The sequence below is a fragment of the Enterobacter cloacae complex sp. CARB60 genome, from assembly GCF_036487345.1.
Lineage (GTDB): Bacteria > Pseudomonadota > Gammaproteobacteria > Enterobacterales > Enterobacteriaceae > Enterobacter > Enterobacter asburiae_D.
Window position 1 is genome coordinate 3,698,584 of record NZ_JAZKLC010000002.1, and the last position, 21,376, is coordinate 3,719,959.

General features: G+C 55.2%; 23 protein-coding genes. 5 read left to right on the top strand and 18 right to left on the bottom strand.

What is annotated here, in order from left to right:
• Nucleotides 1-82 precede the first annotated feature (82 nt).
• On the bottom strand, nt 83-988 hold the full coding sequence (mak, locus tag V4835_RS18820; protein WP_331413218.1) for a fructokinase: 906 nt from the start codon (nt 986-988) through the stop codon (nt 83-85).
• Between the two features lie 123 nt (nt 989-1,111).
• On the opposite strand from mak, the gene rdgC reads away from it, so the two are divergent.
• Nucleotides 1,112-2,026, top strand: coding sequence for a recombination-associated protein RdgC (gene rdgC, locus V4835_RS18825; protein WP_023310540.1), 915 nt, complete (start codon nt 1,112-1,114; stop codon nt 2,024-2,026).
• 49 nt (nt 2,027-2,075) lie between these two features.
• On the opposite strand, the gene ppnP is transcribed toward rdgC, so the two are convergent.
• From ppnP to V4835_RS18850, 5 genes are all read right to left on the bottom strand, one after another.
• Nucleotides 2,076-2,363 (bottom strand): pyrimidine/purine nucleoside phosphorylase, encoded by a 288-nt coding sequence (ppnP, locus tag V4835_RS18830; RefSeq protein ID WP_008503270.1) that lies wholly within the window; start codon nt 2,361-2,363, stop codon nt 2,076-2,078.
• Nucleotides 2,364-2,434: 71 nt separating this feature from the next.
• On the bottom strand, nt 2,435-3,112 hold the full coding sequence (locus tag V4835_RS18835) for an AroM family protein (RefSeq protein WP_023334676.1): 678 nt from the start codon (nt 3,110-3,112) through the stop codon (nt 2,435-2,437).
• Nucleotides 3,113-3,349: 237 nt separating this feature from the next.
• Nucleotides 3,350-3,541 (bottom strand): protein YaiA, encoded by a 192-nt coding sequence (gene yaiA, locus V4835_RS18840; protein ID WP_023334675.1) that lies wholly within the window; start codon nt 3,539-3,541, stop codon nt 3,350-3,352.
• Nucleotides 3,542-3,585: 44 nt separating this feature from the next.
• Complete coding sequence (aroL, locus tag V4835_RS18845; protein ID WP_032639634.1) at nt 3,586-4,110, bottom strand: shikimate kinase AroL; 525 nt, start codon at nt 4,108-4,110, stop codon at nt 3,586-3,588.
• Between the two features lie 143 nt (nt 4,111-4,253).
• Nucleotides 4,254-4,712, bottom strand: coding sequence for a YaiI/YqxD family protein (locus tag V4835_RS18850; RefSeq protein ID WP_010428006.1), 459 nt, complete (start codon nt 4,710-4,712; stop codon nt 4,254-4,256).
• A 97-nt stretch (nt 4,713-4,809) separates the two neighbouring features.
• Here V4835_RS18850 and proC point away from each other — a divergent pair, with 97 nt between their 5' ends.
• The gene (gene proC / locus V4835_RS18855) at nt 4,810-5,619 is read left to right on the top strand and encodes a pyrroline-5-carboxylate reductase (RefSeq protein ID WP_024906789.1); all 810 of its coding nucleotides are present in this window, start codon (nt 4,810-4,812) and stop codon (nt 5,617-5,619) included.
• 16 nt (nt 5,620-5,635) lie between these two features.
• Here proC and adrA read toward each other — a convergent pair whose 3' ends face one another.
• From adrA to V4835_RS18885, 6 genes are all read right to left on the bottom strand, one after another.
• Nucleotides 5,636-6,739 (bottom strand): diguanylate cyclase AdrA, encoded by a 1,104-nt coding sequence (adrA, locus tag V4835_RS18860; protein ID WP_331413221.1) that lies wholly within the window; start codon nt 6,737-6,739, stop codon nt 5,636-5,638.
• A gap of 102 nt (nt 6,740-6,841) precedes the next feature.
• Nucleotides 6,842-7,162 (bottom strand): phosphate starvation-inducible protein PsiF, encoded by a 321-nt coding sequence (gene psiF / locus V4835_RS18865; protein WP_331413223.1) that lies wholly within the window; start codon nt 7,160-7,162, stop codon nt 6,842-6,844.
• A gap of 89 nt (nt 7,163-7,251) precedes the next feature.
• Nucleotides 7,252-8,667, bottom strand: coding sequence for an alkaline phosphatase (gene phoA, locus V4835_RS18870; protein WP_331413224.1), 1,416 nt, complete (start codon nt 8,665-8,667; stop codon nt 7,252-7,254).
• A 99-nt stretch (nt 8,668-8,766) separates the two neighbouring features.
• Nucleotides 8,767-9,027 carry an anti-adapter protein IraP gene (iraP, locus tag V4835_RS18875; RefSeq protein WP_023293178.1) on the bottom strand — a complete coding sequence of 87 codons (261 nt, stop codon included), beginning with the start codon at nt 9,025-9,027 and terminating at the stop codon, nt 8,767-8,769.
• Nucleotides 9,028-9,236: 209 nt separating this feature from the next.
• Nucleotides 9,237-10,451 (bottom strand): multidrug efflux MFS transporter, encoded by a 1,215-nt coding sequence (locus tag V4835_RS18880; RefSeq protein WP_063144804.1) that lies wholly within the window; start codon nt 10,449-10,451, stop codon nt 9,237-9,239.
• Between the two features lie 168 nt (nt 10,452-10,619).
• On the bottom strand, nt 10,620-11,303 hold the full coding sequence (locus V4835_RS18885) for an extensin-like domain-containing protein (RefSeq protein ID WP_331413226.1): 684 nt from the start codon (nt 11,301-11,303) through the stop codon (nt 10,620-10,622).
• A gap of 103 nt (nt 11,304-11,406) precedes the next feature.
• Between V4835_RS18885 and ddlA the strand changes: the two genes are divergently transcribed.
• Nucleotides 11,407-12,507, top strand: coding sequence for a D-alanine--D-alanine ligase (gene ddlA, locus V4835_RS18890; RefSeq protein WP_331413228.1), 1,101 nt, complete (start codon nt 11,407-11,409; stop codon nt 12,505-12,507).
• Here the strand turns inward: ddlA and V4835_RS18895 are convergent.
• A complete protein-coding gene (locus V4835_RS18895; RefSeq protein WP_252034384.1) occupies nt 12,504-12,740 on the bottom strand; it encodes a DUF2754 domain-containing protein in 237 nt (78 codons plus the stop codon). The genes ddlA and V4835_RS18895 overlap by 4 nt on opposite strands.
• A 249-nt stretch (nt 12,741-12,989) precedes the next feature.
• On the opposite strand from V4835_RS18895, the gene V4835_RS18900 reads away from it, so the two are divergent.
• On the top strand, nt 12,990-13,289 hold the full coding sequence (locus tag V4835_RS18900) for a DUF2755 family protein (protein ID WP_008503287.1): 300 nt from the start codon (nt 12,990-12,992) through the stop codon (nt 13,287-13,289).
• On the opposite strand, the gene V4835_RS18905 is transcribed toward V4835_RS18900, so the two are convergent.
• The 3 genes from V4835_RS18905 to V4835_RS18915 all read right to left on the bottom strand — a co-directional run bounded on the left by V4835_RS18905 (nt 13,286) and on the right by V4835_RS18915 (nt 16,267).
• Complete coding sequence (locus V4835_RS18905; protein ID WP_331413233.1) at nt 13,286-14,383, bottom strand: DUF1615 domain-containing protein; 1,098 nt, start codon at nt 14,381-14,383, stop codon at nt 13,286-13,288. The genes V4835_RS18900 and V4835_RS18905 overlap by 4 nt on opposite strands.
• 14 nt (nt 14,384-14,397) lie before the next feature.
• Nucleotides 14,398-15,618 carry a peptide antibiotic transporter SbmA gene (gene sbmA, locus V4835_RS18910; protein WP_063144808.1) on the bottom strand — a complete coding sequence of 407 codons (1,221 nt, stop codon included), beginning with the start codon at nt 15,616-15,618 and terminating at the stop codon, nt 14,398-14,400.
• Nucleotides 15,619-15,733: 115 nt separating this feature from the next.
• The gene (locus V4835_RS18915) at nt 15,734-16,267 is read right to left on the bottom strand and encodes an isochorismatase family protein (RefSeq protein WP_331413235.1); all 534 of its coding nucleotides are present in this window, start codon (nt 16,265-16,267) and stop codon (nt 15,734-15,736) included.
• A 203-nt stretch (nt 16,268-16,470) separates the two neighbouring features.
• On the opposite strand from V4835_RS18915, the gene ampH reads away from it, so the two are divergent.
• The gene (gene ampH / locus V4835_RS18920; RefSeq protein WP_331413237.1) at nt 16,471-17,631 is read left to right on the top strand and encodes a D-alanyl-D-alanine-carboxypeptidase/endopeptidase AmpH; all 1,161 of its coding nucleotides are present in this window, start codon (nt 16,471-16,473) and stop codon (nt 17,629-17,631) included.
• A 2-nt stretch (nt 17,632-17,633) separates the two neighbouring features.
• Here the strand turns inward: ampH and V4835_RS18925 are convergent, their stop codons facing one another.
• Together V4835_RS18925 and V4835_RS18930 are read right to left on the bottom strand one after the other, a co-directional pair.
• Nucleotides 17,634-18,257, bottom strand: coding sequence for a helix-turn-helix domain-containing protein (locus V4835_RS18925; protein ID WP_331413239.1), 624 nt, complete (start codon nt 18,255-18,257; stop codon nt 17,634-17,636).
• A gap of 89 nt (nt 18,258-18,346) precedes the next feature.
• Complete coding sequence (locus tag V4835_RS18930; protein ID WP_331413240.1) at nt 18,347-21,121, bottom strand: autotransporter outer membrane beta-barrel domain-containing protein; 2,775 nt, start codon at nt 21,119-21,121, stop codon at nt 18,347-18,349.
• Nucleotides 21,122-21,376 lie beyond the last annotated feature (255 nt).

The window sequence follows — 21,376 nt, forward strand, 5'->3', positions numbered from 1 at the left end:
GTCTGATGCCCTCACCCTAGCCCTCTCCCACAGGGAGAGGGTAAAAACATCAAAAACGGCAACGCAAGTTGCCGTTTTGCGTTTATTCCGGCCACAGCCACGCCGCGCCGCGCACGCCGCTGGAGTCACCGTGGACGGCTTTGCGGATCGGGGTTTCACACTCGCCGCCGAAGACCCACTGTTTCACCAGGTTCGGTACCGTGGCGTACAGCCGGTCAACGTTGCTCATGCCGCCGCCGAGCACAATCACGTCCGGATCGAGAATATTCACCACGTGCGCCAGGGATTTCGCCAGCCGCATTTCGTAGCGGCTAAGGGCCAGTTCGGCGACAGGATCCTGCTCGTCGACCAGACGCATAATCTCGTTGCCCTTGAGCGGCTGGCCGCTCAGACGGTGGTAGTCGGTCGCGAAACCGGTGCCGGAGATAAACGTCTCAATACAGCCTTGCTTTCCGCAGTAGCACGGCACCTCAGCGCGGTATTTAAGCTCATCTTCATCCATCCACGGCAGCGGGTTGTGTCCCCATTCGCCCGCCGTGCCGTTGCCGCCGATATGGGCGCGCCCGCCGAGCGCCACGCCCGCGCCGCAGCCGGTACCGACGATCACGGCAAACACGGTCTGGGCACCGGCCGCCGCGCCGTCGATGGCCTCAGAGACCGCCAGGCAGTTGGCGTCGTTGGCCAGACGCACTTCCCGGTTCAGACGCTGGCTCAAATCTTTATCAAACGGCTGACCGTTGAGCCAGGTGGAGTTCGCATTTTTAACCACCCCGGTATACGGCGAGATCGACCCTGGGATCCCCATCCCGACGCTGCCGGTTTGCCCTGTCGCCTGCTCGGCCATCTCAACCAGTCTGGCAATCGTCTCGATAGTCTGGTGATAATCATCACGCGGCGTCGGCAGACGATGACGAAACAGCTGCTCCCCCTGCTCGCTCAGTGCGATGACTTCTGTTTTGGTGCCGCCCAAATCGATCCCAATACGCACAAGACTCTCCTCATTATTTTGATTATCAACAGAGTAGAAGCACGCTTCCCGATTAGCAATGCAAGCGATGCGACAATTCGTTATCATGCCCGCTGATTTAACGACAAGGCCGTGGAAATTATCATGCTGTGGTTCAAAAATTTGATGGTTTACCGTCTCAGCCGCGACGTTTCGCTGCGTGCAGAAGAGATGGAAAAACAGTTAGCCGCTTATACCTTTTCCCCTTGCGGTAGCCAGGATATGGCGAAAACCGGTTGGGTTCCGCCAATGGGTTCACAAAGCGATGCACTGACCCACGCCAGCAGCACGGGTCAAATCATCGTCTGCGCCCGTAAAGAAGAGAAAATCCTGCCGACGCCGGTGGTTAAGCAGGCGCTCGAAGCGAAAATTTTCAAGCTGGAAGCCGAACAGGGACGCAAGCTGAAAAAGACCGAAAAAGATTCGCTGAAAGACGAAGTGCTGCACTCCCTGCTGCCGCGCGCCTTCAGCCGCTTCAGCCAGACCATGATGTGGATCGACACCGTCAACGGGCTGATCATGGTGGACTGCGCCAGCGCCAAGAAAGCAGAAGATACGCTGGCCCTGCTGCGCAAAAGCATCGGCTCTTTACCGGTCGTTCCGCTGGCGCTTGAAACGCCGATCGAGCTGACGCTGACAGAATGGGTACGCAGCGGCGCAGCGGCGCAGGGTTTCCAGATCCTTGATGAAGCCGAGCTGAAAGCCCTGCTGGAAGATGGCGGCGTGATCCGCGCGAAGAAGCAGGATCTGGTGAGCGACGAGATCGCCGTACACATCGAAGCGGGTAAAGTGGTCACTAAACTGGCGCTCGACTGGCAGCAGCGTATTCAGTTCGTGATGTGCGACGACGGCTCCGTGAAGCGGCTGAAGTTCTGCGACGAGCTGCGCGATCAGAACGAAGATATCGACAGGGAAGATTACGCCCAGCGTTTTGACGCGGACTTCATCCTGATGACCGGCGAGCTGGCCGCGTTGATTCAGAATCTGGTGGAAGGTCTCGGCGGCGAAGCGCAGAGATAACAGGCAAAACGCAGGCCGGGTAAGCGTTAGCGCCACCCGGCTTATTTTTTTATTTCAGGTAGCGGCACAGATATGAGGTGGGTTCAGCCACCTGCAAATGAAATTCGCTGTGGCCAGGGACATTGAAAACTTGCCCGGCAGCGTAAACTTTCCATTCCGTTTCACCCGGCAGTAAGACGTTCAGCGCCCCGCTGACGACCGTCATTTCTTCAGCTTCCGCCGTGCCAAAGGTGTATTCCCCTTCCGCCATTACGCCGACACTGGCGCGACCAGTGCTGCTGCTGGTAAAACCAATGGATTTCACTTTACCGGAAAAGTATTCGTTACTTTGAAGCATGAACTGGCCCTTATATTTATAGATAAAAATTCACTATAGGGGCCATGCTCATCACCTGTCACGCAAAATCATTACATGAGGAGTTCCGAGGCCAGACGAGCCATCAGAACGTTGGATAACAGCACGGGCACATCCAGCGCTTTTTGCAGCAAGTCACGATGATGCTGATGGAAACCCAGGCAGTCCAGGATCAAGACGTCCGCCCCTCTCTCAAGCAGTTCCTTCCCGGCAGCAATGAGCTTGGCCTCACTGTCCCAGAACGGATTTGCCAGCGCATACAAGGGCACTTTTTCCAGCACCTGCCATTTTGCCTCCTGGTTATCCATGAGTTCCTCAATGGGAACAATCACCCCCACCTGATGACCGTCAACAATAGAGGCCACCAGCGGTGGAATGATTCGCATCGGCTCCAGCAAAATCGCATTACGCGCCGTAAGCCCCTTAATGGGTGCGGTACTCATCAGCAAAATAACGTCGTAACCTTGATTATCGAGCACTTCTATCACGCCCTGCAGCGAGCGCTCGATTTTCTGGCGTGAAACGTGCGCCAGTTTACCGTCACTTAATAACGTCGCCAGGGGATCCTCCCCCGCCTCGACAGCGTAGTCTTCCATGACCTCTTCCCGACTCATCTTCCCCAGCAGGCTGAGATGCGTTATCTGTTGTTCAGATACATGCTCGGTTAAGAGCGGTAACACTTCGCTTACAGGGACCACACCAATAGTGAGGATCGCCAACGTTGCCTTCATTTTTATCGCCTTCCATTACTCCACCATCGTGTACACAGGTACAGGCTCACTACGCTGCACAGTTCATTTTTTCAACAAAACAGCACCAAGCGTAGCAGGTGATCCCGACATCGAAATGTAAAGATCGCCTGCCGATACCGGAGTTACTTGTAATAACTAAATATTAACTCCTGCTTAACTTTCTCGATGAGTAAAAAGTGTGATTCAGGCACGATATTGGAGCGTTTAGGAAAACATTCAGGTTATATCGGGATCTTCGTAGCGCCGTTTTGCGTCCAGCGCTTCCTGTTCAGTCTCGTGTTCACTGATCAGCGAGTCCGGTTTGGGGTGATCGGCACGCAGTTGATACCAGGTCACGGTATGGCCCGTATGGCCTTTTTCGACGGTAACAATGCGCGCTTCACGCGGATAGGGGGGTCTGGTTGGCATAGCTCATCCTTTTTTTATGTCTGAGCTATAAGTATAGACGCCGGTTAGCTGGCACAAGCCAAACGCAGGGCGGTAATAATCTGAATCACAACGTCTTCGGGAGAGGCTGACGCATCCACCACGTGGTGAGCCGCTTCGCGGTATAACGCATCGCGTTCGGCCAGCACTTCACTCACCTCTTCGTTGAGCGGCCTGGAGGTCAGCGCAGGACGCTGCCCCTCTTCTGGAAAAGCTTCCAGACGCCCTACCAGAGCCGACACCGGCGCGCTGAGGTAAATCACAATCCCCTTTTCGCGCATAAAGTGACGATTACATTCCGCCAGAACAATGCCACCTCCGGTCGCGATCACGGCAGAAGGGGTAGTGACCGCCTTCAGCGCGGCGGTTTCGCGTGCGCGAAAGCTCTCCCATCCCTCTTGCTCAACGATCTCAGCGATGGTTTTTCCGGCCTCGGTTTGCAGCCAGTGGTCGGTATCAACAAACTGGCGATGACACACGCGTGCCAGCTCCAGGCCAACGGTGGTTTTCCCACAGCCGCGGGGGCCAACTAAAAAGATGGGTTGGGTCATGCCAGGTGTTCCCCTTGATGCCGAATGGCTGAAGAGTGTAAAGAAATAATTGCAGAAGATGTTGCGATTACTTTACTGCAAAGCGGTACGGGATGACAACCCTGTGGAGGCCACACTGTACCACAAATTGACAATAATTATCATTACGCTGTGCGGCGCTTCACTTCCAGCAGCCATTTATCCAGCTCGGCAGCAAACTGCTGGCGATCGCGCTGGGACAGGCTGTCCGGTCCACCGGTCTGCACGCCGCTGGCCCGCATCGTATCCATAAAATCGCGCATGGTGAGCTTCTCGCGAATGGTCGAAGGCGAGTAACGCTCCCCGCGCGGATTGAGCGCCGCCGCCCCTTTCTCCAGCACTTCAGCGGCCAGCGGAATATCCGCCGTGATCACCAGATCCTCTGCGCTACACAGGCGAACAATTTCGTTATCCGCCACGTCGAATCCGGCCGGCACGCGCAAGGAGCGGATGAACCGCGAAGGCGGTACGCGAATATTCTGGTTCGCCACCAGCGTCAGCGGCATCTGAACGCGCTCGGCGGCGCGAAATAAAATCTCTTTAATCACATTCGGACACGCGTCCGCATCTACCCAAATCGCCATATTGTCTCCCCATAATGACTCTGTCGACTATTGTCGCCTGCATTTCGTTGTTAAGCTATCAATCAGAGAAAACAACGCATAATGACGGAGAATCGTGATGGACAAGAAAATCGGGTTTATCGGCTGCGGTAACATGGGCAAAGCCATCCTGGGCGGTCTGATCGCCAGCGGGCAGGTGCTGCCGGGTCAGATCTGGGTCTATACCCCGTCACCGGACAAGGTCGCCGCGTTGCGCGATCAATACGGGATCAACGCTGCCGAAAGCGCGCAGGAAGTGGCCCAGGTCGCCGATATCGTCTTTGGCGCCGTCAAGCCGAACATCATGATCAAAGTGCTGAGCGATATTACCTCCAGCCTGAATAAAGAGACGCTGGTCGTGTCGATTGCCGCGGGCGTTACGCTCGACCAGCTGGCGCGCGCGCTGGGTCACGATCGTAAAATCGTCCGCGCGATGCCGAACACTCCGTCGCTGGTCAACGCCGGCATGACCTCCGTCACGCCTAACGCGCTGGTGACCACGGAAGAAGTGGCCGATGTGCTGAACATTTTCCGCTGCTTCGGTGAAGCTGAAGTGATTGCCGAATCCATGATCCATCCGGTGGTCGGCGTGAGTGGCTCAGCCCCTGCCTATGTTTTCATGTTTTTAGAAGCGATGGCGGATGCCGCCGTGCTTGGCGGAATGCCGCGCGCGCAGGCGTATAAGTTCGCCGCGCAGGCCGTTATGGGCTCCGCCAAAATGGTGCTGGAAACCGGCAAACACCCGGGTGAACTGAAAGACATGGTCTGCTCCCCGGGCGGTACCACCATCGAAGCGGTACGGGTGCTGGAAGAGCGCGGATTCCGCTCGGCGGTCATTGAAGCGATGGCAAAATGCATGGAAAAATCAGAGAAGCTGAGTAAATCCTGATCCTCGCCGTCGGGCGTCAGGCCGCCACTTCGGTGCGGCCGCGCCCGGCATTTTTCGCCTTGTACAGCGCCACGTCAGCCGCCTTCAGCCATTCCCGATAGTGTCCAAACTGCGGTCCCCAGGGGGCAACGCCGACGCTGATGCGCAGCGCTTCTTTTGGCGCGCATGGTAACGTCAGCTTTTCCAGCCGCTCATGCAAACGCGACATCACGGCGATGGCGCTTTCCGCCGCTGTCTGCGACATAATCACCGCAAACTCATCCCCACCAAACCGTCCGATCGCATCGCCTGACCGTACTGACCGCTGGAGCTGACGCGTAATGGCAACGATCGCCTCGTCGCCCACGTCGTGCCCCCAGGTGTCGTTGATGTTTTTAAAGTGGTCGATATCAATCAGCAGTATCGTGGCGGTGCCGTGGTCGCGCCGACAGTGCTCAAATTCATTTCGCAGCAGCATTTCCCAGTGTCGGCGGTTAAAGACCCCGGTCATGCCGTCGCGGGTGCTCATCATTTCCAGCCGCCGCTTGTGCTCCGCAAGCCTGACGGCGGTGCGGTGGCTAAGCCAGGCAAACAGCATGGGATAAAGCATGAGTACGGGCAGCGTTAGGCCCCACTCCACAGGGTCGGGGTTGAAGACGGCCACCTTCCCGACGAGTGGCAGGGTCACCAGCGCAGACAGCAGCGTCAACGCTATCCCCGGAATAAACAGACGACAGCCGCCGGAGCCCATCATATTCATCCCCACCATCATCACCAGCGCTGCCGTGGGTAGCGCATTCATCCCCATCACGCCGATCCAGAGCCCGGCAATAATGGCATCGATTTTAAGATTGAAAATTTCCTGCTGATGAGGTGAAGCGGCACGGCAGGATAGCTGCCAGGCGAAATGGGGCCAGACGAACGACCACCCCACCAGTAAAAGCCACCAGCCGCCGGGTAAAAAATGGGTGACCAGCATCCCTGCAATCGGAAAAAACATCGCCGCCAGCCCGACGGCGCGCGCCAGCCGAACTCGCCGGGAAAACTGAATGCCGGCGCGGTAAGGGTCATCCTGAGAAAGGGTTAAATTCCACTCTTCCCGAATGCGCTTTTTGTTGTAATACGTTTCATCATTCATCATTTTTGGGAATATTCTGAAACAATTTCCCAAATTATAGAGAGGAGGTCTGCGGGGAAAGTATGAAATTTCGGGTGAGCCGCCGAAGCCGCTCACCCGTTAGAACTACACTTTTTTCTTCAGGCAGGCACTCATGAACTTGTTGCGGTCGTCCCCTTTCAGGGACTGCTCGGTCGCTTTCGCATTACACTCGCGCATTTTTTGCTGCTGCGGCGTCAGGCTTTTTTCAGCGGGCTTCGAGGCGCCGTTTTTAAGGCAGTCGCTCATGTAGGTCTTGCGGGCATCTCCCTTCAGACTCTGAGACGTCGCCTGTTGATTACAGGTGGTCATACGCTGTTGTTGCGGCGTTAGCGTCTTCTCTTCCGCGTTCGCCGATGCGACCAGGAACAGGCCGGAGAGCAGAGTAACCAGTAATGTTGTTTTCATTGCACCATCCTTTTGTGAACATTCCCTGTAAGTCTGGTTCGTGACGGGAAAAAAACCACCCGGCAGATGTGATTTCCGCCGGGGTTTTATCATTTAAGACCCAGCGCCGCCTTCATGGTGTAGAACAGATCGGTTTGATCGGTCAGGCCTACCACGTTTGCCGCGTGCGGGCCGTAGGCTGCAATGCGCAGCTGGGTGCCGGTGTGCTCCATGGACTCTTCTTCAGAGTTGCCGTAGCTCAACACCATAACGGCGCCATCTTTGGTATTCAGCGCCTGCGTCAGGCCCGGGGCTTTGGTATCTGCCGGGATGATCTGGCTGGCGTGGGCATGGTCCGCGGTGACGATCACCAGGGTGTTGCCGTCTTTTTTCGCGAACTCAAGCGCCTTCTGCACCGCTTCGTCCAGATCGACGGTTTCGCCAATCTGGCCGCACGGATTCGCCGCATGATCCTGCTTATCGATCGATGCGCCTTCCACCTGCAGGAAGAACCCTTTTTCGCTCTTGCTCAGCAGAGAGATCGCTTTATCGGTCATCGCCGCCAGCGTCGGTACGCTGTCAGTGCGTTTCGGGTTAGGCGTACAGGTTACGGCAGGTTTATCAATATTGCCGTGATATGAGGCTTTTGGTCCTTCCCAGCGCACGGGCATGTTGCCGTCGGAGAACAGCCCCAGCAGCGGTTTGTCCTGGCTCGCCTCGGTTATCGCCGCCAGAGAACTGGCATCACTCACCAGCTGATAGCCGCGAGCCTGCGCCTGCTCGCGCAGCGTTTTGCCCTGCCACTCGCCCGCCGTCGCGGTTTCGGCGAAGGTTTTCGCGCCGCCGCCCAGGGTCACGTCAGGACGCGCGTTCAGCAGCTGTTCCGTAATCGAACCTTTGCCGCCTTTTTCCAGCGCGTTCGTTGGGCATTTTTCGCTGGTCACTGACGGGCCGTAGCATTTACGCGAGGTCACGTGCGCCACCAGTGCCGCAGGCGTTGCGTCCTGAAGCTCAGCGGTAGAGACGTTGCCGGTCGCCAGGCCTGCCGCTTTCGCCATCTCCAGAAGGGTTTGATGATCTTGTTCGTGAATATCCACACCCAGCGCGCCATTATAGGTTTTCACGCCGGTGGACCACGCCGTGGCAGAGGCCGCGGAGTCCGTCACGTAATCGGGTTTGCCGGTTTTTTTATCCAGCGCGTAATGGGTATATTGTCCGGTCAGCGGTAATGCGTCGATACCTTTAAAAAAACCGCCCGCCCCCTCGGCGTAATTTCGCGCCGCCGTGATTTCGGAATCGCCCATTCCATCGCCAATAAGCAGAATAATATTTTTCGCTGGCTTATCATTCAGCGAAGCGCGAATAGCGGCGGTTTGATCTTCTGATAAACGGCGTGCGCCGCCGGGCTGGGTGATATCCCCTTTTGCCGCGCGATTATCCAGCACGCTGGTATGAGCAGTATCGGCATAAATGGCGGGGGTAATTAACAGGGGAAGTAATGCGATGAAAAGTGCGCTCTGTTTCAATTTATTTTCTCCATGTACAAATACATAAAAATAAAAACAGAGCGACTATAGGCATCCTGCATGACAATTCTATGACACGTCGTTACGTCCTGTGACGGTTTAGCTGCGCGGATGCCTTAACAGCTTCTTTACGTACTGGTGGAGCATCTCGGCATCCTCAACCGGGACCTGCGATTCAGGCCTGACGCTCTCCAGCGCGCCTTCCACGCTCTCAATCAACGCCTGTTGATCGGTTTTCGCCATTTGTCGCAGCAGCGCGGTGACCACAATTTCCAGCGCTTCGACCTGGGCAACCAGCTCTTTTGACTCTTCTTCCTTTTGTGCCAGCTTGACCAGCAATTCAGCAATGAGATTTTTCATCGTGCCAGTTCCTTTTTCAGTTTTGTCTGAAGTTAGCATTCTGAATCCATAATGCAAAGAGAAGAAATTTATTACGGTATGCAAAAGTGACGCAGGAATGAAAATAAAGGTCCGTCGCGGTGAGCGAAACGTTTTTCTATAAAAAACGCCGCATTTTGTTATATAAAAATGCGGCTACTATAAGAATATATAATACATCAGCGAAACGATTATCTCGCCGACTTAGCCTCCGCCATTTGTCTGCGGCGGCGCAGCGCAATAGCCAGTTGGATAATATTGATTAAAACGACAATCGCCGTAGCCGCAAATACCCAACGAAAACCGGCCATCGCGGAAACGGATGCGCCAATAAGCGGACCGGCAACATTCCCCAGATACATAAATGACTGGTTATATCCAAAAATACGCCCCGTCACCTGGTCGCTGGAATATTTAACCAGCAGGGTCTGTACCGCAGGCAGCATTGCGCCATCAGCAAACCCGAGCAGAAATCGCAATACGCCAAGCTGAAGCGGAGAGGTGACAAACGACATCGCGAAGAAGAGCACGACCGCAAAGATCAGCGTCGCCATCAGGATGCGCGCCGTACCGATCCTGTCACCCAGTTTTCCCAGACGCGGCGCGGAAATCAGGGCGGATACGCCAGGCACGGCGGCAATCATGCCGCTCAGAAAAGCGATATTTGTGCTCTCCGGCTCCATCGACTTGATAAACAGCGCCAGAATCGGACCGACCGAACCGTTACAGAGCTGGATCACCATGGTGGTCACAAACAGGCTGATCATCAGTCCCGGATAGGGCAGCGAGGCGAAGACGGCCCTGCCGCTCAGGCGTTCAGATTTACCGATCACCGGGCGACCTCCCTCTTTGATAAGAAAGAGCGTGACCAGAAAGCTGACCACCAGCAGGATCGCGGTGATGATAAATACCGCGCGCAGCCCGACGTGGTCCGCCAGAAAGCCGCCCAGCAGCGGACCGCCGATGACGCCGCTGATCTGCGCCGTGGAGAGCGTACTCAGCGCCCAGCCGCTACGCTCGCGCGGCACCTGAGAGGCGACCAGCGCCATGGCATTCGGAATGTACCCGGACGTCAGCCCCATCACCGCGCGCAGGAAAAACAGCTGCCAGACGTTGGTGGCGAAGGCCTGCAGCAGAATGGCGATTGCCATCCCGAGCGAGGCGCGCAGCAGCATCAGTTTTCGGCCTTTTCGATCCGCCAGGCTGCCCCACATTGGTGACACGATGGCAGAGACCAGGAACGTGACGCTGAACGTCAGACCGGACCACATGGAGAGCGCTTCATGCGAAGTCACCCCCAGCTGCGAGACGTACAGCGGCAGAAACGGCAGGATCTGGCTAATGGCCAGCCCGGTGAAGAAGCAGCCGAACCAGACCGAGATGAGATTAACTTTCCAGGATTCCATAAAGAAATAGTCTTCATTTTTAGGCGAATTCGCCTACAGATTAGCAAGTTACGCGTTTTGACGTCGCACCAGAGATGCGGCCTGCCTGACTTTGGTGTTTTATCTTCCCAGTCATCATATCTGTGAAATAAGTCACAATTCATCCATTTTCTGGCGGAATATTATGCTTCAGCGGCAGAGCCCAAAACCGCGCATCCCCAGATGAAAGTGGTTGGCATGCGCCGCGTTATACTCCGGCCCCAAGCCGTTCCCGTAGTAGCCGCAGCTTGCCGCCAGCAGTACCTTCAGCCATGGCTGCGTTGTTGCCGCCTTCCAGCCGTTCAGTACCGTGACGCGTTCCCCGTTCGCCAGCCGAAAAGCGGCGATATCCAGCGCTTCCGCCGTGGCATGTTCACTGCGTCGCGCGTCAGGGCGGTGGTAAATATTGCGGCAGGCATAGCTGCCGAGGTGATCGATGCGCGCCAGGTCGCTGCCCGTATAGCGTTTTGTCAGCGGCCGGGCCTGCTGGCTGATGAACAGCGCAGAGCCGAGCGCCAGCGGGCAGCTGGCAAGAAAGCTGCTGTTGAGGCCGACCGGGCCGAAGTCACGCACGCGCACAACGTTGTTAAGCGGACACGCGCCGCCGCTGTCAGCCACCGGCTGGGTGCGGATGAGATCTCTTTGGTTAGCCTGCGACAGCAGGCTCGCGCACGCCTCGGGGGTTAAGCGCCGAAGCTTATACTGGGTGATTCGGCCCGGCGGGTCGTCAAGGGTAAGCGGCATGAAAGGGTTGTAGTAAGACGGCAACCAGCGGTAACCCGCCGTTGCAACGGCCACAATAATCAAAACGGTCAGCAGCGTTTTTCCTTTCACTCTCCCCCCTCAACATTCCCCAAAACATTATGGCAGAAGGCCGCGAAACCCGCCGGGCATCGTGGTATGTTATTGGCTTTTCGTCAGACTGGAAGAGAGTGAGATGGCTAAGCAGCGCGTAGGTATTGTCTTTGGGGGAAAATCAGCGGAACACGAAGTGTCATTGCAATCGGCCAAAAATATCGTTGATGCGATCGATAAAAGCCGTTTCGACGTGGTGCTGCTGGGCATTGATAAACAGGGTCAGTGGCACGTTAACGATGCCAGCCAGTATCTGCTGAATGCTCACGATCCGGCACACATCGCCCTAAATCCTTCAGAAGTGAGCGTCGCCACCGTACCCGGCGTCGTGAAGGGACAGCTTATCGACGCCGGCAACGCGCAGGCACTCGCCCAGATCGACGTTGTCTTCCCCATCGTTCACGGCACTCTGGGGGAAGATGGTTCCCTGCAGGGAATGCTGCGCATGGCCAACCTGCCGTTCGTCGGCTCGGACGTCCTCGGCTCTGCCGCGTGCATGGACAAAGACGTCACCAAACGCCTGCTGCGCGATGCCGGGCTGAACATTGCGCCATTCGTGACCCTCACCCGCGCCAACCGCGACACACACAGCTTCGCGCAGGTTAGCGGAGAGCTGGGTCTGCCGCTGTTTGTGAAGCCTGCAAACCAGGGCTCCTCCGTGGGCGTCAGCAAGGTCACCAGCGAAGCAGAGTTCACGCAGGCCGTCCGTCTGGCGTTTGAGTTTGACCATAAAGTGGTGGTTGAGCAGGGCATCAAAGGCCGTGAAATTGAGTGCGCCGTGCTGGGCAACGATTTCCCACAGGCGAGCACCTGCGGCGAAGTGGTGTTAAACAGCGACTTCTACTCGTACGACACCAAATACATTGATGACAAAGGCGCGCAGGTTGTCGTTCCTGCGGATATCGATCCGGCGATTAACGATAAGATCCGGGCGATCGCCATTCGCGCTTATCAGACGCTCGGCTGCTGCGGCATGGCGCGCGTGGATGTGTTCCTGACGCCGGAAAACGAGGTGGTGATCAATGAAATCAACACGCTGCCGGGGTTCACTAACATCAGCATGTATCCGAAACTGTGGCAGGCGAGCGGCCTGAGCTACCCGGAATTGATCACCCGCCTGATCGAACTGGCGCTGGAGCGTCACGCCGCCGACAGCGCGCTTAAAAGTTCCGTAAACGGTTAATCGGCGCGCTTCGCCGGTTCCGCCTCATCCGCTGTCGTCTCTTCAGGACGACGGCGGATAATCAACCCCGCCAGCCAGAAGCTTATCACCCAGGTCACCAGCCCGACGGCATACGTTTGCCACCCTTTTGCTTCAAATCCCAGCAGGCCCACGACACCGTTAAGAATAAAGATAAGCCCAATAGCAAAGGCGTAGTAGTGCCAGTCACGGCGTAGTTTGGACGTGAGCTTCATAGCAACTCCGGCAGGAAAAAAAGACATCCTCTCACAGTTTTTCGGCCAGGTCTGTGGCAGATACGGAAATTCTGAAACGCGACGCAATTTCACTTAAGCGATCAAATTGTGACGTGCTGCAGAAATCGACAATCCAGGAGGAATCCGGCGCGTAAATTACCACGATTCTGATATTGACAAATGCGATGACCTGTCAAACTCACCCTGTAAGACGCGTATTAAAACAGAGTGATACCACGGGAGGTCAACATGGCTGACTTTACATTGTCGAAACCGATTTTTGGCGGCAAACCAAAAACCTCCACGGCAGGTAATATTGCTTATGCCCTGTTTGTCCTGTTCTGCTTCTGGGCTGGCTCACAGCTGCTCAATATGCTGGTCCATGCGCCAGGCGTTTATGAACACCTGATGCAGGTACAGGATAACGGACGCCCGCGAGTTGAGATTGGCTTTGGTGTCAGCACCCTGTTCGGCCTGATTCCCTTCCTCGCGGGATGTATGATTCTGGGCGTTGTAGCGTTAGTGCTGCGCTTTCGCCGTCGCCGTTAAAGCCCCATACAGCGAGCCCGGCGATCGTCCACGCGTTTTGCGAACCATGCGGTGGTCAGGTTACGCGTGATCTTCGGGCTTTCCAGCTGGATCCCCGGCAGGATAGCCCTCGGTAACGCTTTCCCACTCTTTTTCTCTGCAAGCGCAAACACCTTCTTGTACAGATCCGTTTTCTCGAATGCCAGGCTGTCGCCTTTCTCAAGCTGACTGCGAATGTCGCTGTTGCTCAAGCCAAGCGTGGTCGATAATTTCCGGACTGCCAGCTCGGTGCTTCCCGCCTCGCTGCTGCCGTAAGCGATGAGATCCCCGTCCAGCGCCAGCTTGACGCCGCTTGCGCGGCTGACCGCACTCTGGAATGCCGCATTACGGCTGGCATACCAGCCCGCGTTAAAGTCGGCAAAACGGTACAGCGGCTCACTGTAGTTCGCCGGATAGTTCAGCAGATGATAGGTGCCGAACCACAGCCCGCCGCGCAGGGAGAAGACCTCCTGGCGCACCGTACCGTCGATTTTCCACGGGTAGCCGTCGGTATGCTTCTCCGCGAACGCAATGCTCACCTGAATCGGGCCACCGGTGTGTACCGGGTTCAGTGAGCCAAACAGCTTCTGCCCCATCGGGACCATACTGATGAAATCATCAAAGATGGCGCTAAGCTGTTTTTCGGTTTTTACCGCATCCAGCCGTTCGCTGTAGCTTTTGCCGTTCGGCGAGGTGATTTTAAGCGCGGTATGCACGAGGAACACCGGGATATGCATGGATTCCGCGCGGCGGTCGATCTCTTTCCAGGCAATTTTGTTCAGACCCGGCACCACCGGGTCTGACTGGTACATCGACTCCTGCTGCGCGACCGCCAGCACCGAGCAGATGTTCTCCTCGGTCGGCGCGATCTTTTGGCTTTCAAAGGTTTTTGCCAGCGCATCTGCCCACGCGTTGCGATCCTTCACGCTGGCGGGCATTTTCTGCCGCACAACGCTTGCCACATCGACGGGCTTCTCCCCCTTTTTGAGCGGAGCGGCCCCTTTTTCGGCACAGCCTGCCAGCACAAGAGCGGCCAGCAAGGACAACGGTAACGCGCGCGGTACGGCAAAAGACATAGCAACTTCCTGTATTAGCTAAATGTGTTGGTGACTTCCTGCAGGTCACGATCGTCCAGCTCACGTTCAAAACTGCGTAAACGTTTATAGATAGACATCAGTTCTACCAGGGTGGTCCAGGAGCTGATCAGGTACTGGAACGACCCACGGACCTGACCGAAAACGTTGGTGATCTGCGTCATCAGACCAAGCGTAATCGTACCCGCAACAATCGACGGGAACAGCAGGAACAAACCGAAAACATTATCCACCTGCAGATACAAAATACGGGCAATGTTGAAATACATATAGTGGAAGTAGAGTCGGAAGTAGTTACGACGCACGGCGCCAAACAGCTCGCGGACGGTCGGCGGCGAGGCGCGGTTGGCATCATCTTCGCCATAAACCAGCTCTTTACGGTAAGCGGCTTCCACGCGTTGATTTTTAAACTCCAGACCCGGCAGCTTGATCCCCACCACCGCCAGCAGGCCCGTCCCCATCAGCGACCAGACGATCGCGGCAATCACCAGACCATACGGAAGATGACCAACAATCGGCAGATCCGGCACGTGCGCAGAGAGCGTCACCAGCACGGGCAGGAAGGCGATCAGCGTCATGATGGCGTTGATAAAGCTTACGCCCATGTCTTCAAGGGTGGAGGCAAAACGCATGGTGTCTTCCTGCACACGCTGCGCGGCGCCTTCGATATGGCGCAGGTGCTGCCAGTGCGCCATATAATGTTCGTTCATTGCGGTACGCCAGCGGAAAACGTAGTGGCTGACGAAGAAGTTGTTCATCACGCCGATAATCACCGCAATCAGGGCGATACCGAGGAAGATCCCGACTTCATGGTAGAACTGGTTGATGGTGACCTTATGCGGCGAGCTCAGCGCGGTCTGGATCAGATCGTAGAACGGCGCATACCAGGCGTTAACCGCCACGCCCACCTCCACGAGGAACCAGGTCACAAAGATAATCAGCGATGTGCCGAGGATAGACCAGTACTGCCAGCGGTGCGGAGAATAAACAAACCAGAACAGCGCAAACAGCCCCACGCATACCATGTAGTAGGCATAAAACAGCAGATAGCTCAGCGACCAGAAGCGCGCGGCGCTAATCGGTACATCGCCCGTTGCCCCCATGATGCGCGTCAGCCATGCGCCGCCGCCCGCCTGCCAGAAAATGACAGCGATGAGTGCCCAAATAAATGCCGACAGGAAAAAAGGCCCCGGCTTTGGGAAAAAAGACTTAAACATAATGCTTCCTTCTTGTTGTTATGGCTGTTGCTGTGCACAACACGTTACCACACGAAAAACCTGCCCGAGCCAGCCTCCCGGCTCGGGCAAAAAGGTCAGACCCGAGGGTTGATTATTAGTTCGCTTTCCAGTTTTCGAGAATTGTTTCGGTGCGTTTCACTGCGAGAGGATTCGCCGGCGCGATGAAGTTACGCCAGACGTCGTTATGGTGGTTAATCACGATCTGCGCATCTGCCGCCGGGCGATTGGCGGTAGTATGGGCATCTTCCGCCACGGTGATGTGATACCCCCGGCTGACGCCGTTCTTAACCGTCGCGTCAACGCAGTAATCGGTGGCGCAGCCGCAGATAACAAACTCGCGAATGCCCCGCTCACGCAGCAGCGCCTCAAGCGCGGTGTTATAGAAGGCATCGCAGGCGGTTTTGGTCACGTAAAGCGCGTCAGCAGGCTGATGGAGTTCAGGCAGTAGCGCAAACCCTTCACTTCCCTCTTCCAGGCCCCCGGCCTCGGTATGCTGAATAAAAATCACCTTGTCGGCTGCCTGCGTAAGCTGGTTGATCAGAGAGACACACTTTTCGCGCTGATGACGAGGGGTTTCAAATACCCCGTTCTGCATATCGACAACCATAACCACACGCTTCTCAGACATACCGTTCTCCGTAAGATTGAGTGACACTGGTGCCTATCATAAGCCCGATGTCACAAAATGGGAGATGGCTCGTAAGTAAATTGTTTATATTTACCCATGGTTACGTTTTTCTCGCTATCGTTATGCAATCGGAGCATTGCGCGGTACCGATTAGTAGTATAAATACCCATTACTTTCCTCATTCACTTCATGGATGCTTTTCGTTGAAACGTTGTCTGCTCTCTTTTGCCGCGCTGTGTGCGGTGAGCTTTTCTACCGCCCAGGCAGCCCAACCGCTGACGGCGCCCGTTTTAGCTTCAGATATTGCCGATCGCTACGCGAACCTTATCTATTACGGCAGCGGCGCGACCGGGATGGCGATGGTCGTCATCGACGGCAACCAGCGTGTGTTCCGCAGCTTTGGCGAAACGCGCCCGGGAAGTAACATTCACCCGCAGCTGGATTCCGTTATCCGCATTGCATCCTTAACCAAGCTAATGACCAGCGAAATGCTGGTGAAACTGCTTGACCAGGGCGTGGTAAAACTCGACGACCCGCTCAGCAAATATGCGCCGCCGGGCGCCCGGGTTCCGACCTACCAGGGAACGCCGATCCGGCTTGTGAACCTTGCTACCCACACCAGCGCCCTGCCGCGCGAGCAGCCAGGCGGGGCGGCGCATCGTGACGTATTTGTCTGGCCAACGCGGGACCAGCGCTGGAGCTATCTGAGCACCGCCACGCTGAAGGCGGCTCCGGGTTCGCAGGCCTCTTATTCAAACCTGGCCTTTGACCTGCTGGCGGACGCCCTTTCAACGGCGTCTGGTAAACCCTACACGCAGCTGTTTGAAGAGCAGATAACCCGTCCGCTTGGTATGAAAGACACCACTTTTACCCCGTCCCCGGATCAGTGCCGTCGCCTGATGGTGGCGGAGAAAGGCGCTAGCCCCTGTAATAACACGCTCGCGGCCGTGGGCAGCGGCGGGGTCTATTCCACGCCTGGCGACATGATGCGCTGGATGCAGCAGTTCCTTTCCTCAGATTTCTACGCTCGCACCAGCCAGGCCGATCGCATGCAGACTCTGATTTATCAGCGTACTCAGCTGCACCGCGTCATCGGCATGGACGTGCCGGGTAAAGCCGATGCGCTCGGCATGGGGTGGGTCTATATGGCGCCGAAAAATGGCCGTCCGGGTATTATTCAGAAAACCGGCGGCGGCGGTGGATTCATCACCTATATAGCCATGATCCCGCAGTCAAACGTGGGCGCGTTTGTGGTGGTCACCCGCTCCCCGCATACGCGTTTCGTCAATATGAGTGATGGGATTAATAACCTGGTGGCAGAACTGAGCGCCAATAAAGCCCAGGTGCTCACCGCGTCTAACTGATCTTAATATTCCGTGGGCAAGCGGTTGATGCTGACCAGCTTGCCCCGGCTCATATTGATGTAGTTACCTTGCCGCAGGGCAGCGAGAACCTCAGCAACCACTGAACGCGAAATACGCGTGCTTTGTTGAATATGATTCATCACACCAATTTTTGAGCGCAGCGTTTCATCCCACTCCGCCATATTCAGCAGCATGGCGCGGATCTGGTGATAGGAATTATTCCCCACCAGCTGCATATCGCGTTTCTCAAGGATGTAGTTTATCCAGGATAACCAACCGAAGGCCTCTTTCCATAGCGCGTTCTGCTGTATAAGTTGACGGGTGGTTTCAGTGGACAAATAAAAGCCCGTACAGGATGTTTTAGCTACCACCCTATATTCCTGACTATGATTAATCATCACGGTGGACAGCCCCAAAATAAAAGGCGCTGTTGCGATACCCACAAGCAGTTCATCTGAACAACGATAGATTTCGATTATACCGGTTTGTAATACGGTCGTGCGGGGATCATGACACTCACCTGATGTAATTAATTGTTGTGGAGCAGATTTAAAAGGGGTACTGGCTGATTTCAAACACTGTTCGAGCCGGCTTAATTCAGAAAGCGGTTTCGCATTAACGTTCATGCAGACCTCAAGGCATCCGTATTTGTCGGTTCAATATTATTTTTACTTACGTATATAAAAAGCGGGGGATATACCCCCCGCTTTATTCATTACCAGGTATATTTCACACCCAGGTTTGCGCCCCAGTTCTGGTCAACGTCGCCGCCGCCCAGATAAGTGGCATCAGTATACGCACTGAAGTTCTTCGTGAAGCTGAACTGGGTGCCCAGCCCTACCCGCACAGCGGAGCCTTTCACACCGTTATCAATGCTGTCACCGTTAATGTCGGCATTGTTATCGGCATCGTCATAAACGTAGGCCAGTTTGAAGTAAGGCGTCAGAGCCTGATCGCCGCCGTAGTTGAAGGTGTAACCCGCATCAACACCGAGTTCATAACGCAGGCTATCGTAAGATTGCCCATCCATGCGCATGTCATTGCTGAGACGATAATCATCGCCAGACTGGAACAGGCCAGACACGGCTGCGTATGGTGTGACATAGCCGGACAGGTTTGGTTTCCAGTCATAGCCCAGCTTCAGCCCAAAACCAACTGCGTCATTGGTGGTGTTGCCGTCAACATACTGACCGTTGCTCATGTTAGCAGAGAGATCGCTGTTGAAGCGGGTGTAGCTCAGGGAGCTGTCGAGGAACAGATCGTTCATGAACTTCGCCGACGCGTAGATCATCGCCGTCTGGCTGTCCTGATCGACCTGACCGGTACGATCGCTGATATCACCCTTCGCGAAACCTGCTGCACCACCGACGAGCCACTTCGCATTATTACCGTCAATCTGCGTATCCAGACCAACCATAATGCCGCTCACGTCCTGATCGTAGCTAATAACGCCATTGTCGCCGTCGAAGTTACCGCCGAAGTAGCTCACCCACGCTCCGCCGTTATCCGCCAGGCCGTGACGGCTGTTGGTCAGACGCGTACCTACGGTATCCTGCTGCAGATTCCAGATGTTGGTGTTGGCAGATGGGATGCTCAGCGCCATATTGGCGTAGTCGGTCAGCGTTTTCTGCTGGAGGACTACGGCGTCACCCTGCTGCTGCGCCTGGTAGGTGTAAGCACCTAAGTCGGCTTTGTTTGCGGCAGTAAAGCTGGCTGTGGTATCCGCGTTATTGTCATAGATGCGGACGATCTCTTTGTTTTTGTAATCGGCGACGGAACCGGCACCGGTCGCATCATCGATGCGCACCTTGTAGTTACCTGCAACGTCACCGTTCACTGACAGATGGCCATCAGAATTAATCGCCACAACGCCGTAGTCGTAATCGGTATTGTACTTATCGTTGGTGATATAGCGTGCGTTGTTCAGATCGCTGTTCAGCACGTAATCACGGCTTGCCACGTTCAGCACGCCGCCGTCGGTCAGCACCATGTTGTGCGTATCAACCTGACCCAGCCCCAGCGCCAGCTCGGCACCGTTGTCTACGGTAATAGTGTTGGCATACAGTCCGGCCGTTTCTTCCGTCAGTGCCGCACGGCTATAGCTGTCCAGATACAGATGGTCGGTCGCCACACCACCGCTGTCACCGATATTCAATGATGAGGCATTGGTCAGGGTGATGGTATCCGCCAGCAGGCCAGAGTTTTCAACATTGACCTGCGACTGATTATTCACCGTCAGCGCGTCGATGTTGGAGACTTTACGGGTATCCCACTCGGAACCGTTATCCAGCGCCACGTTGAACAGACCGCTCTGATAAACCTCTTCGCCCGCAACGTGACCGTTGGTGTCGAAGGTAGAATCAGGCCAGATGCTATTCGGGGACAATGAGCGCCAGTCTACGTTGCTGTAGCCCTGGCCATACATCTGCGCAGTGCTGATAGCTTCAACGCTGGACTGCGCTGCACCGACCCACTTACTTCCATTGGTCAGTGTGACATCCAGTTTATCAGTGCCATCCCAGCCGTTGGTGGTCGGGTTATAGACACCGTCTTCTGTGGTGTCCGTTGCCGGGTCGCCATTCTCGAAGAAGTTGTTATCAAAAGTGCTGGAGAAAAGAATGTCACCCGTTACGGTGGAGTGATCGAAGGTGGCGGTGGTCTGCATGGCGTTATCAGACGCGCTGGCAGCCACGATCAGCGCCGCGTCATCCGCAGCCGTGGCGTTGGTTTCACCGTAGTCGCTCGGCCTGGCTGTTTGACCATAGAAACCGCTGGTGCCCAGATCGCTGTATGCGCCGGAGGTCAGCACGGAGTCTTTCACCACCAGAGTATCGGTAAAGATGTTGCTGTTATTGGCAACGCCTTCAACACCGTCATACGGGGTATTATCCCGCTCCTGGTAACCCTGCGTCAGCGTGATACCGGCAACGTGGGCGTTATTCTGAATCACGATATCAGACTCGACATCCAGCGTAATGGCGTTACCCAGAGCGTAGGTATCCTGATAATGGGTTTCGGTAGTGTCACCATTCACAACGTCATAAGCATAATGCTCGTAGGTGTCATTGATGGTGCTGTTATCTACCGTCAGGCTGAAACGGTCATACTGCGTATGTGCAGTACCATCCGTCTCCGTGCCATCTGCACACGTCGTGGCCATACACTTAGACGTGATCATGCCGTTGATGGTGCTGTTGGAAATACTCAACGCATTCGCCCGACCATTAACGCCATCATCCAGATAGTATGTTGAAATAACACCGTTTACCGTGGATTTGTTAATCACCGGATAAATATCACCATCATGGGTGGCATCCGAGTAATCCCAGTCTGCATAACCATAATACCAGGGGGTAGAGGCGGTATTATCATATCCAAACGTATTATACGTCGTGCCGGAAATATCCTTCGCATTAGCCTGAGAAGCGATAGCCAGGGTGCAGGCTAATGCAAGTTGAGATACAACCAGTTTCTTTTTCCATGTTTGCATTGGGTCATCCCTCCTCAGGGACGTAAGCAAGTTTGTCCATCAAATCATTTTGCAATGTTTAATTGCGGAGGGAATTATGCAGTTTCATTTCGAAAAGGTTCAATGAATGATTCTATTAAGTCCGAATCCAGACAACTCGCGTTCAAAAAACGAAACAATAGCATTCACTGAGAACTAATATTATAAAATCAGCGCATTGCAATATTATTTTCACTGCCCTTCGAAATATAATTAAAAATAATAGATCATTTATAA